Genomic DNA, 12,135 nt, shown 5'->3' with positions numbered 1-12,135 from the left:
AAGCAAACCCAGCTCAGACGTCCCTCTGTGTAGTTATGAAAAACTGCAACCGGAACAACACGTTGAATTACTGACAGGCATTGACTTTAGCTTAGAAGCATGTCGATACTAAAATCGTTTGGATAGCCGGGCAATGCCTTAAAACACCAGCAAAATCAACATTTTCGCACCAATGAACCAAGCCATCTGAAGCGTGAGGATTGTTGTAAATACGTAGTTGGTTAAGGGAACACTGAATGAAAAAATACACTGCCAGCAATCACTACCTCTGCGCTCTACTTAAACAGGCGGCCCTCAAAGGCGTTGATATTGATAACTTGTTACACAAGACCAACATTTCCCCGGAGCTGCGAGGCAGTCCACAAGCCAGGATTGCCGTCGACGAACTGGTCAAGTTGATCCAGGCACTGTGGAAATCGCTGAACGATGAGTACCTCGGTTTTACCAAGCACCCTTGCAACCTTGGCACCTTTTACCTGATGGGGAAATTGACCCTGCATGAGCCTAATCTTGAAAAAGCCCTGAAAATTGCGACCCGCTACTACCGCACGATACACACTGATTACGGCGTGGAGCTGATTCAGCAGGACGATGAGGCTCGTCTGATTTTTACGTTCCATCATCCAGAGCTTGACCCCGATCATTTACTCTCTGAGTTTGTGATGATCGTCTGGCATCGTTTTTTCAGTTGGTTATTAGGTAAACATATTCTACTGAGTCAAAGTACTTTCAACTATCCGGCGCCGGTGCACGTCGATGAGTACAAATTCTTCTTTCCTGGCCGTCAATACTTCGCCCAATCTGCTCATAGCTTGATCTTCCACAAACAGTACCTTCAATCGCCCGTCATTCAGACTGAAAAAACATTAAAAGACTTCTTTCGTCGCACGCCTGTCGATTTGTTTTTAAAGCCTGAAAACGATGACAGCTACAGCACGCGAATTCGCTTGATGATCGAGAGCAAGATAGAGGACGGCTTTCCCGATTTCACGGTCATCGCCAATGCCTTTAACATGGCCCCCCAAACCCTCAGGCGCAAATTGGGTTATGAGGGAACACCCTACCAATCCATCAAGGACACCATCCGCCGAGACGTGGCTATTTTTCATCTGACCCAACGCAACCTGCCCATCAACGAAATCGCCTCAAAAGTCGGTTTTACTGAGCCAGGGGCGTTTATTCGCGCGTTTAAGGGATGGACCGGCGTAACCCCTGGTGACTATCGCCGCATTGATTAACTCCGCACTCAACCAATAACATCCGCACCTTAGATAAGGCCCGGACGTCCATTAGTGAACAATGGTTTATTTAACGCACACCGGACTGGCGCAGCGCGGTCGGGGTGTAATCAACATTAGTGGTCTTGAACGAAAAGTCATAGGCCCTGGCCTCTTCGTTTTTCAACCCCAGCGCCAGATAACGCCCAGAGATCAAGTCATACAATGTCTCCAGCGTCAGCCAAGGCACTTGTTGGTTGTAGTAAAACTGAGGGTGGCCTTCGGCGACACGCCACAGGGTGCCCCGGCCATCGTAATGATCAACTGTCGCGATTTGCCACGTATCCTCGTCGATGAAGAAGTCACGCGTGGAGTAGACATGACGTGCTTCCGGCTTCAGTGTTGCCACCACATGCCGGACCCGATGCAACTCGTACCGTGTGTGGTCCGGATTGATATGACCAGCCTTGACAAGGTCGTCGTATTTCAATTTTGGCGAATCAAGACGGTAACTGTTGTACGGGATATAGATCTGCGTCTGACTCTGCGTTGTATACCCAGGCCATCCGCGGATCCTTGACCTGATTGATCGTATCGTGAACCAAGACAACTGAACCGGACAAGCGAGTGAGCGACAGTACTTCCTGCTTAAAGAAATACAACAGGTTGGCTTGTTTGGCCGGATCAAAATCGCTAATCCCACCCAGGAAGCTCAACTGATCCTGGAAACGCACCAAAGAATAGGCGCCGCCTACCTGTGGGGTGAGCTGAGCAATCAAGCGGGACACACCAGTCCCCCGATAGTGGGTCAGGTGATTCCAGATCCCTTCAAGACCACTCTGTGGAATGGGGAAAGGCACTGCAGTGCCGAACCCTTCCAAGCCGACAAGGTGTGCCTTCACGGCATTCTGGCGAATGGCTGCCAGCACATTATCAGGCACGCTGGCGGTTCGATGAGTGGCGTACACCGGCATCTTGTAGCTGCTGGGGTAGCGTTTGAACATCGCGACCTGGCCCGGTGTCATCTTGTCTTTCAATAGCACAAAGGAATATTTTGTTAATTTATCGGGGCGCAATTGTCATTGATTTATTTAAACGCAAGCATACCGTACAGCGATATGAAGACGCATAATAAAACTGGCCATCAACCAGGCACCAAACACCATTAATCACTCATCTTGCACCACACTCAATCTTTTGACATTATGCCACGAAGAGGCTCATATACGTTTAAGCCACGCTCCCCCCAAACTTATTAACAAGCTGCTACCGCGCCACCCTATCAATATATAACTTCGCCGTCAGCATCACGCTCTCGCCACCGATTACAGATGTTTTTATACCGGCGATAGCGTTTAAACATGAACGACCATTTTGCTCTTTTAATGCCCAACCAACCCACTCGAGCGCAATGGTTTCCCCTAACGTCAATTGGGTGTAACGCGGAGCGAAACCGTCTTTTGTGAACCACCGGGCACAAACACTCCCGGCCAAGACCACGAGAAATCCCATGCTCACCGGTAGTTATTCCCCCACGCTGGTCTTGATTTCCCTGTTCGTGGCCATCCTCGCGTCTTACACGGCTCTGGACCTGACGGGGCGCATCACCACTGCCCAAGGCAGGTCGATATGCCTGTGGATGGGTGGGGGGGCGTTGGCGATGGGGATCGGGATTTGGTCCATGCACTTTATCGGCATGCTAGCCTTCAGCTTGCCAATAAAGTTGGGCTACGACATACCGATCACTGCACTGTCGCTGCTGATTGCCATTCTCTCCAGCGGTTTTGCCTTGTGGCTGGTCACACAGCCGCGCTTGCCCATCTGGCAACTGGCCTTTGGGGCCCTGGTCATGGGTGCCGGCATCAGCGGCATGCATTACACCGGCATGGCGGCAATGCGCATGACACCAGGCATTGATTACGATCCAACGTTATTCTCCCTCTCCCTGGTGATTGCCGTAGGCGCCTCAGCAGCTGCGCTACGTATTGCTTTCCAGTTGCGCCGACATACCCCCTTTGTACGTCTGGCCCGGGTCGTGGCAGCGGTGATCATGGGGGTGGCGATTGTCGGCATGCACTACACCGGCATGGCGGCTGCGCAGTTTGCCGATGGCAGTTTCTGCGTGTCCTCGGTGGATGGCCTCAGTGGCGACGGTCTCGCCAACCTGGTGCTGATTACCACCCTTGCGGTGCTGACCATCGCCTTGCTGACCTCACTGCTCGATGCTCGTCTGGAGGCCCGCACGGCCGTACTGGCTGACTCGTTGAGCCAAGCCAATGAAGAGCTGACCCATCTGGCACTGCACGACACCCTTACCGGTTTACCCAACCGAATGCTGCTGGCTGACAGAATCGAGCAGGCCATGTCGATGGCCCGGGCGCAGGGCGGTTGTTTCGCCGTTATGTTTATCGACCTCGACGGTTTTAAACCGGTCAACGATGCCTTTGGTCATCACCTGGGAGATCAGTTGCTGAAGGCTGTCGGTGTGCGCTTGCGCGAGGACCTGCGCAGCCAGGACACCCTTGCGCGCATTGGCGGTGACGAATTCGTCTTATTGGTGCAACTGCCTCAGTCCGACGACGCGCTGCGCCTGGCCGAACGCCAGGTGGGGATGATCAACCAGCGCTTTCGCGTGGCTGAGCATGACCTGCAGATTTCCGCCAGCATCGGTATCGCGCTATTTCCGGGCAATGGCAGCAGTGTTCAGGAGCTATTGATGAATGCCGATGCAGCGATGTATCACGTCAAAAGCATGGGCAAGAACGGCTATCGCTTCTTTGACGCGTCAATGAATACCAATGCGCGCAAACAATTGCAGTTGCTGCAAGACCTGCGCAATGCCTTGGAACACCAGCAATTCCGATTGTTTTACCAACCCAAGTTCGACGCCACCAGTGGTCTGCCGATCGGCGCCGAAGCCTTGTTGCGCTGGGAACATCCGGAGCATGGCCTGATGCTGCCGGACATGTTCATTGAATTGGCAGAAAGAACCGGGCTGATCATCCCCATCGGTGAGTGGGTGTTGAATGAGGCCTGCCGACAGATGCAGGTCTGGTTTACCCAGGGCTATCGGAGCTGGCGCATTGCCGTCAACATTTCTGCCTTACAGTTTCGCCACGCCGGGCTGGTCCTCAGTGTGGCCAGCGCTTTGGAACGCCACGGTTTACTGGCCAACAGCCTGACCCTGGAGATCACCGAAAGCACCGCCATGAGCAACGCTGACGCCAGCATGACAGTGCTGCAAAAGCTTTCGCACATGGGTGTCGATCTGTCGATTGATGACTTCGGCACCGGCTACTCAAGCCTGATGTACCTCAAGCGCTTACCGGCCAACGAACTGAAAATCGACCGGGGGTTTGTCCGTGACCTGGAACATGATACTGATGATGCAGCCATCATTTCGGCCATCGTTGCTCTGGGCCAGGCCCTGGGCTTGCGGATTGTTGCCGAAGGCGTGGAAACCAACGTACAGCAGGCCTTCCTGACGCGCCTGGGGTGTGACTCACTGCAAGGCTATTTGCTAGGGCATCCGCTGCCGCCCGAAGGGTTCATGGCAGCGATACGCCACGCCGAGGGTGCCGATCCATCCCCTCAATATAAATCAGGCTGAGACCAGCCTTCTTAATAAAAACCGAGGAAAAAATGCAACAGTCCTTTGGTTATGTGGTGGCGGCTCTAGCCGCTACGCCCTGGCCGGGCGACTGAGTGAGTGTTGCTGCTAGATGCGGGAGACGGGGGCGACCATTGGCTGATCAATACACCCGCTGCCGCAGCGATCATGCTTCCCGGCCCGAAAAAAACTGAGCTTTCAAGACCGTGCTTCAGTTAGGCCTTGACGGTCGTCGTGGTTATCAGCCTCGCGGCAAGGTTTTGGGGGGCTCATCGGCTATCAGTATATCCGCGGTCATCACAGTGACTATGATCATTGGGCGGCGCTAGGCAACAGGGGCTGGCCCTTTCAGGAGGTTCTGCCCTACTTCAAAAAGGCTGAGCACAATCATGAAATCGACAATAAATGGCATGGTCAGGACGGGCCGTTGCACCTCCGCAAACTGCGTAGCGACAGCCCCTTCCAGCAGTACTTCATAAATGCCGCCAAGCAGCTGGGCTACCCCCTTAACGCTGATTTCAATGGCGCCGAGCAAGAAGGGCTCGAGATCAACGGTGAACGTTGCAGCGCCTATCGCGCCTACATAGCGCCACATGCGGGTCAGCGTATTAATCTGTGTGTAAAAACTGGTGTGCTGAGCCAGCGCATCCTTTTTGAGCATGCTTGGGCGCTGGGCTTTCACCATTCTGCGCTGTGGTTCCAGCAGCAAATTGGCCAGATCGACGGTGACAATCGTCGTAAGCTCCGGCAGGCGCTCGCGCAATGTGGCGACCTTCTGCCACAGGTCTGTGCCCGGAAATGGTGCCAGGGTGACCAGCACTGAGGTGTTGGAGGCGCGGATCAGTTCAGCAATGTGTTCCGGCTCCAGCAGCGGATTGATCGCATTGACGACCCCGGCCGCTTCGCCGCCCCAGATGACAAAGTGGGTGTGTGGCAGGTTGGGAAACAGGAAGAATACCGCCTTGCCTGAACGAACCCCCAGTCGATGCAACGCGTTGGCGGTTTGCGTAACGCGGGAGACCAGCTGCGAGTAGCTGATACGCCAAGGCTTGTCTTCAACGCTGCCGACGGCAGAAAGCTCAGGGCCGGCCGATCAGCGAAGCGACGCGCCGAACGTTGCAACAGCTCATAGGTGCTCTGTGCCAGTGGCCGGTGTTGTTCCAAGGCTTCTATGTCGCTCAGCCGGGCGAGAGTGATGGTCTTGCTGTGCTTCCATCGATAGAGGTCCGCAGGTGTCAGCCAGATTACTTTAGCGCTTTATCATGGACGCTGGCGGATGGGTGGTTGGAAATGCTTGTTCATAGGCCCGGCACACCCGTAACACCTGTTCATCGGAAAACCGCGCGCCAACCACCTGCAAGCCGATGGGCAAACCGTCGCTCGAAAAGCCACAGGGCAATGAGGCGGCGGGTTGTTGAGTCAGGTTGAAGGGACAGCTGAAGGGAGACCCTCCCATCCAGTCATCCAGCCCCGAGTCGGGCGGTACATCGTGTCCGGCCTCAAACGCGGTGAAACACCATGGTATGCCATGTTATTCACGTTTTTTTTCCGCAACCAACCGATTCAGTTTGAGTACTGAATAGAAGCGAATTCCGATTACGACAGGATTACCAGAGCGCAATATGCGAATCCGTCCGGGGCTCGGTACCGCCACACAGCACGCCGCTGACCGGGTCCCGCAAGATGATCTGCCCGCGCCCGAAGCCCGTCAGGTCGCTGGCAATCTGCACCTGGTGCCCGCGCCGGGCCAAGGCATTGGCCAGGTCCCGGGGGGCGCCGTGCTCAATGCCGACCTTCATGCCCCCCAGCCATTGCCAACGCGGTGCATCAAGCGCCGCCTGGGGGTTGAGGCCGAAATCCACCAGGTTCATCACCATCTGCACGTGGCCTTGGGGCTGCATGTACCCGCCCATCACGCCGAACGGGCCGAGGGCCCGGCCATTCTGGGTGAGGAAGCCGGGGATGATGGTGTGGAAGGTTTTTTTACCGGGCGCCAGGCAGTTGGCGTGGGCCGGGTCAAGGCTGAACCCCTGCCCGCGGTTTTGCAGGGCGATGCCGCTGTCGGGCAGTACCACACCGGAGCCGAAGCCGTGGTAGTTGCTCTGGATGAACGAGACCATGTTGCCTTCCGCGTCGGCGGTGGCCAGGTACACGGTACCGCTGGCATGGGGGTCGCCGGGCTTGGGTGGCTGGGCCTGTTCGTCGATCTGGCTGCGCCGCCGGGTGCTGTAGTCATCGCTGAGCAAATCGGCCACCGCCACGCGCATGTGCCGCGGGTCGGTGATGTAGTGCAGGCCATCGCTGTAGGCCAGTTTCATCGCCTCCAGTTGGCGATGCCAGGTCTGCGGGCTGTCACGGTGATCGAAGCTGAACCCTTCCAGAATCTTCAGGGCCATCAGCGCTACCAGGCCCTGCCCGCTCGGCGGGATTTCCCAGACGTCGACGCCTCGATAATTGATGTGGATCGGCTCCACCCACTGTGCACGGTAGCCGCTGAGGTCCGTGGCCCGCAGGTAGCCGCCGGTGGCCCGGGAATGGGCATCCAGGCGCTCGGCCAGGGCACCGCGATACAGGCTTTAGCAGCGGGTCGCAGCCAGCTCTTCAAGGGTTCGGGCCTGGGCCGGGTTGCGGAAAAGCTCCCCGGCCTGTGGTGCCCGGCCGTCGATCAGGAAGGTCTCGAACCACGCCTCCAGCACAGGGTCGCGATGGGGCGTGAACTTGTCCAGGGCGACCTGCCATAGATGGGCAATCACCGGCGACAGCGGAAAACCGTCCCGCGCCAGGCTGATGGCCGGCTGCAACAGTTCGGCAAACGGCAGCTTGCCAAAGCGTTGCGACAACTCGGCCCACGCCGACGGGCAGCCCGGCACCGTCACCGGGGTCCAGCCATACAGCGGCATCTGCTCATGGCCGGCGTCCTTGACCGCCTTGATCGACACCGCCGCCGGCGCATGGCCGTTGCCGTTAAGCCCGTGTAACTGGCCCTTGCTCCAGACCAATGCAAACGCGTCGCCCCCCAGGCCGCAGCCGGTGGGCTCGACCACCGTCAGCGCCGCCGCTGTGGCGATGGCGGCGTCGATCGCGTTGCCACCCTGTTGCATGATCTCGATGCCCGCCTGGGCGGCCAAGGGTTGCGATGCCGCGACCATGCCACGACGGGCGAACACGCTCTGGCGCTGGGAGGGATAGGGGTATTCATGGGCAGAAAATTCCAACATGGCAAAGGCCCTTCAAAACAAGGATTCATTGGCCGGATTTGACCCGGCTCCATTCACCAGTCATCACGCGCTGGATGGCTGCCGGCAGGTCGGCGGCTTCCAGGCGTTGCATTAGGCGCGGGTCGGCGGGAGTCCTGGGGACAGTGGCGGCGCAGCGGGCGAGCGAGATCGGGGAGTTTCTACTCCCTATCATTGGAGTGCTTCACCCTCGAATCGTGTTAGCTAGTGCTACACGGCGAACGGCGCCTCTCCAGACAATAGGCGAGAGTAGTAACACCAGCGCGCAAACAACAACCCTCAATCATGTCCGTGAAAGAGCCACTGTTGCCCTGTCAGCCCTCTCAAAAGTAACCAACAGCGCTTCATGAATCTGAATGCAAGGCATGATGCCCTCAGTGCGTCGGCTCTCCAGCAACGCTCTGGCTTTGTATATGTCGAAAATCTGTCCCGAATCCATCAACGCAAGGATCAGTTCGTCTGAGATTCGATAATGCCCACAATATGGACAATCTCGCTCTTCCCATGGGCCGTTGCACATAACGTACAGCAAGAACAATGGTGCTGGAATGCCATAAACATTGAGAGGGCGTGAGGCATTGCGCCAATAACCCGGTTGCAGGAAGTCTTGTTGATCAGCCATAGGTGGCTCCTTCGTGGTAAAGGCTTGCGTGATCCGCGTTAGCCTGATTCGTGATCCCCCTTCCCTGCCGGTGCAAATTCGGGGAATTCAGCTAGCAGTGCCGTGTTGCCCTTGGCGATCTGCTCCATCACTGCAAGAGTGATGTGTTCACGCACCACGCCAGTTGAGACGAAGTACATGGCCCAGGCTTGCTCTGGTGTGCAGTGGATGATCTGTTCTTCAACGGCCTTGTAGTCTTTGTATTCGTCCGACTCCAAGTAGCATTGGCAATCGTCTTCGCACATGGTTTTTCTCCTTCCCTAGAACCTCTGTGACAACCCTTTAGAAGGTCGGCTGATAAGGCTGCCCCTGCTCCCAGCGTGATTGCCAATGTTCCAAATAAACGCTGGCCACCGCAGGAAAGCCCCACAGAACCAACGCGTTTTCGCTGGTGGCCTTGGCTGCCGAGGTCGAGTAGTTAAACGAGCCGGTTTCCACGTTCTGCCCGTCGCTGATGATCACTTAGTCGTGCTGGATCTTGTACGCGGCATTCGTCCGCAGACCGATTCCGGCCTTGGCCAACAGGTTCATGGCGGCGCGGCTGGCCCTGCTTTCGTTGCCATGTGCGTCAAGCACCACCTGGACATCAACGCCACGCTTTTGCGCGGCGACCAGGGCTTTAACGACCTTGGGCGACGTGAAGCTGTAGCCCATCAAGCGGATCTGCTGCTGGGCATCCTGGATCACGTTGAGTACCAGTTGCTCAGCACTTCCTTCCGGAGAGAAACCGACTTGTATCTCTGCCGCCTGAGCCGTTAACACCTGGTTAAACAGCAACGTCGAGAGCATCAGGCCACGGCTGATCGGGCGCGTTAGTGCCGAAAAGCTGCTCATGATCTGTCTCTCTTTTCCAGTTCGCGCAACTGAGAGGCCGACATGGCCACCGCCAATTCTCACCGGTCAATCCGGTTGCCCTGGTAAAGCCTCCAAGCATGATCGGCAAAGCGACGTTGCTCAGTACGAATAATCCCGTCGATATGCTGGCCCCACTGTGTGTATGGCATCCCGGCCAGTTGGGCACGCAGCGGATCGTCGAAAAGGATGTATTCGCGCACCGCCTGACGCTTGCCGTCTGTAGTACGCAGTAGCTTTTGCACAACGATGTACTGCAGTACCTCCAGTAGATCGCGGGCCGTCGCTTCACGCATTTCAGACGGCACCATCGTCAGGCAACGAGGAATGGCTTCGCCGGGGGAGTGAATGTGCAAGGTGCTGAGATTGAAGTGACCCAACTGGCCCGAGAGAACGCCCGCCTGAAAGGTCTCCAAGTTCCGCACTTCCCCTACGCCGATAATCGACGGCGCACGGCACAGGTGCGCCCGTACCGGCGCGCTTCATCACTTCAAACGTATCAATGCCAATGCGGGCGAACGCGCTGTCATGAGGTGTGGGTTCAATCAGGCGTGTGTAGGGTGGCACGAACAGCAACACGCGAGGCGACTCACCATTGGCGCGACGGCGGATGCCAGTACGGCTACTGAGCAGCGATGGCTGTCCCAGATGGTTGAGCAAGGGTCGCGTGGGGGCGACCGAAAAACTGGGCCCGCTGCTTTCGATCCGCATGGTTCCCTGCGAAGCGATCAAATCCATTTGCCTGTCTCCTTAATTGGTCGATATCACTGTGAGGTCTTGCGTGACCGGGAAGTGGCAATGACAGCCCCCGTGATGATCAGCACTGCGGGAATTATCAGGATCGGCTTGGCATCGCTTTGCCCCACGGCAATAAGCAGCAGGGTGGAGAACAGCGGCGCCAGGTAAGACAAGGCGCCAAGCATCGCTAGGTTTCCGTGTTTGGTCGCGTGATCCCAGGCGAAGAAGGCCAGACCCACTGGGCCCAGCCCCAGGGCGATGATTGCTGCCCATTGGCCGGCGTCCGGCCGCACCGTGGTTTCAAAAGCCAGGTGGCAGAGCAGCCCAGCCACTGCGATCAGGCCGCAAATGCCACCGATGATACTGCTTGGGACATTACTGAAACGCCGGTTGACCACCGAATAGATCGACCAGACCCACGCGCAGGCAAAGGCTGCGGCGTAACCGATAAGCGGCATGCCGACGCTTTCACCCTGTGCACGCTGTTGCATGATGAAGGCTGTCCCCGCCAGGCCGAGCAAGGCTCCCAACAGTTGGCGCTTGCGCAGCGACTCGCCAGTAGAGAACCCTGAGAGCAGGACGATCAATAGCGGCCACAGGTAGGCAATCAGGCTGGCCTCAGCCGCCGGTGCGGTCTTCAGGGCAAAGAAATACAACGAGTGGTAGATAAAGATGCCGGCGAACCCCGTTGCCCATACATACCAGGGCTGTCGCCAACTGCTGAACCCCCCAGCGCCACGCAAGCCGAGCGTGCAGAGACTGGCCACGAACGCGACGGCGAAACTCGATGCCAGCAACTGAAAGGCCGGGATTCCGGCGGTCAAGGTGGTCAGTAGCGCCAGGCACGCCCACAGGAACACCGCAATCACGCCAATCAGAGTGGCACCTACGGCGCCTTTGGTGATGGTGATGGATGCGTTAGTCGTGTTCATACAAGCCCGTCTGCGGATAATCCTGATACGGGGACAATAGATAGGTTGTACGAGGACGTATTGATCGAGCCCGCTAAAAAATTGTTCAAGTCTGCTGCTTTTAGTGGTCGCGCGCTTGCTTGCGCACCGAGGCAGGGGTCAGGTTGCGGGCTCTCTTCAGGGCATGGCTCAGTGCACTCTGGTCGGCGTAACCGGCGCGATGCGCAATATCAGTGATCGACAGAGCGGTCTGGTGCAACAGGTCGATGGCCAGATTGAGGCGCAAGGTCGCTATATGGGTAAACGGGGTGATTTTCAGGTGCCGCCCGAACAGGGCATACAAGCGCCGCTCGCTGGTGCCAGCGTTACGGGCAATGTCATGCACTGTCATGGGCGTACTCAGGTGCTGTTCGATGTAGGCCAATGCCCTGGCGAGGATAAACTGCCCGGGATCGTTCGGTGCAACCTCTGGCTGCAATAAAGAACCCAGCAGCAACCGGCTCCATGACTCAGCCATCGTGGGCGAACTGATCAACCGTGGTCCATTACTGCTTGCGTAATCGAGCAAATGACGGATATCGGGCCTGACCGCAAAAAAGCGTTTGTCATCGAGAGAGTCAAGTAACTGTACGGTGCTTTTGTGTCCATCGGCACGCTGAGTCAATACGTCCAGCACCAGGAAACTGTTATGGGTATTGGCCAGGAATGTATGCCGGACCCCGGAGGCGATCACCACGCCCTGGCTCGCATCGACCTTGCCGCCACGTCCATCGACCTCAATCTCCATACAACCGGACTGGGGCAGGACTATTTGATGAAAGTCGTGTTCGTGAAGCTCGACCTGACCAGAATAGGAGCGCAGAGCCAGAGAGAATGGTTGGGGGGGCGTAGCGTTCATCCATCACTCTCC

The 12,135-nt window shown here is 56.9% G+C and carries 7 protein-coding genes and 5 pseudogenes; 2 read left to right on the top strand and 10 right to left on the bottom strand.

The annotated features are described in order from the left end of the window. The first annotated feature begins 236 nt into the window (after window positions 1–236). Window positions 237–1,238 (top strand): AraC family transcriptional regulator, encoded by a 1,002-nt coding sequence (locus BFQ03_RS20600; protein WP_065943892.1) that lies wholly within the window; start codon window positions 237–239, stop codon window positions 1,236–1,238. 70 nt (window positions 1,239–1,308) lie between these two features. Here the strand turns inward: BFQ03_RS20600 and BFQ03_RS29255 are convergent. Beyond that, window positions 1,309–2,251, bottom strand: a pseudogene (locus BFQ03_RS29255) (DUF1329 domain-containing protein); the annotation flags it as partial. A gap of 476 nt (window positions 2,252–2,727) precedes the next feature. On the opposite strand from BFQ03_RS29255, the gene BFQ03_RS20585 reads away from it, so the two are divergent. After that, a complete protein-coding gene (locus BFQ03_RS20585; protein WP_065943889.1) occupies window positions 2,728–4,827 on the top strand; it encodes a putative bifunctional diguanylate cyclase/phosphodiesterase in 2,100 nt (699 codons plus the stop codon). 667 nt (window positions 4,828–5,494) lie between these two features. Here the strand turns inward: BFQ03_RS20585 and BFQ03_RS30775 are convergent. The 9 genes and pseudogenes from BFQ03_RS30775 to BFQ03_RS20545 all read right to left on the bottom strand — a co-directional run. Continuing rightward, window positions 5,495–6,024, bottom strand: a pseudogene (locus BFQ03_RS30775) (AMP-binding protein); the annotation flags it as partial. A gap of 52 nt (window positions 6,025–6,076) precedes the next feature. Then, window positions 6,077–6,337: pseudogene (locus tag BFQ03_RS29250) on the bottom strand (amidase family protein); the annotation flags it as partial. A gap of 97 nt (window positions 6,338–6,434) precedes the next feature. Continuing rightward, window positions 6,435–8,045, bottom strand: a pseudogene (locus BFQ03_RS20575) (gamma-glutamyltransferase family protein). A 301-nt stretch (window positions 8,046–8,346) separates the two neighbouring features. Next, window positions 8,347–8,685 carry a hypothetical protein gene (locus BFQ03_RS20570; RefSeq protein WP_239695264.1) on the bottom strand — a complete coding sequence of 113 codons (339 nt, stop codon included), beginning with the start codon at window positions 8,683–8,685 and terminating at the stop codon, window positions 8,347–8,349. A gap of 38 nt (window positions 8,686–8,723) precedes the next feature. Continuing rightward, window positions 8,724–8,969: a hypothetical protein gene (locus tag BFQ03_RS20565; RefSeq protein ID WP_065943887.1), complete on the bottom strand. Its 246-nt coding sequence runs from the start codon at window positions 8,967–8,969 to the stop codon at window positions 8,724–8,726. A gap of 37 nt (window positions 8,970–9,006) precedes the next feature. After that, window positions 9,007–9,513: pseudogene (locus BFQ03_RS20560) on the bottom strand (phospholipase D family protein). Between the two features lie 104 nt (window positions 9,514–9,617). Then, the gene (locus tag BFQ03_RS20555; protein WP_239695263.1) at window positions 9,618–9,992 is read right to left on the bottom strand and encodes a hypothetical protein; all 375 of its coding nucleotides are present in this window, start codon (window positions 9,990–9,992) and stop codon (window positions 9,618–9,620) included. A gap of 348 nt (window positions 9,993–10,340) precedes the next feature. After that, window positions 10,341–11,246 (bottom strand): aromatic amino acid exporter YddG, encoded by a 906-nt coding sequence (locus tag BFQ03_RS20550; RefSeq protein WP_065943886.1) that lies wholly within the window; start codon window positions 11,244–11,246, stop codon window positions 10,341–10,343. A gap of 100 nt (window positions 11,247–11,346) precedes the next feature. Then, window positions 11,347–12,123 carry an AraC family transcriptional regulator gene (locus tag BFQ03_RS20545; protein WP_065942851.1) on the bottom strand — a complete coding sequence of 259 codons (777 nt, stop codon included), beginning with the start codon at window positions 12,121–12,123 and terminating at the stop codon, window positions 11,347–11,349. Window positions 12,124–12,135 lie beyond the last annotated feature (12 nt).

It is taken from the genome of Pseudomonas sp. 25 R 14 (assembly GCF_900004755.1).
GTDB classification, from domain to species: Bacteria; Pseudomonadota; Gammaproteobacteria; order Pseudomonadales; family Pseudomonadaceae; genus Aquipseudomonas; species Aquipseudomonas brenneri.
Note: the sequence above shows the minus strand (reverse complement) of the source record. Positions and strands in the feature narration are given on the sequence as shown.

Coding starts and splice junctions, on each gene's coding strand:
- BFQ03_RS20600 (WP_065943892.1), top strand. CDS start 237: ATGAAAAAATACACTGCCAGCAATCACTACCTCTGCGCTCTACTTAAA.
- BFQ03_RS20585 (WP_065943889.1), top strand. CDS start 2,728: ATGCTCACCGGTAGTTATTCCCCCACGCTGGTCTTGATTTCCCTGTTC.
- BFQ03_RS20570 (WP_239695264.1), bottom strand. CDS start 8,685: ATGGCTGATCAACAAGACTTCCTGCAACCGGGTTATTGGCGCAATGCC.
- BFQ03_RS20565 (WP_065943887.1), bottom strand. CDS start 8,969: ATGTGCGAAGACGATTGCCAATGCTACTTGGAGTCGGACGAATACAAA.
- BFQ03_RS20550 (WP_065943886.1), bottom strand. CDS start 11,246: ATGAACACGACTAACGCATCCATCACCATCACCAAAGGCGCCGTAGGT.
- BFQ03_RS20545 (WP_065942851.1), bottom strand. CDS start 12,123: ATGAACGCTACGCCCCCCCAACCATTCTCTCTGGCTCTGCGCTCCTAT.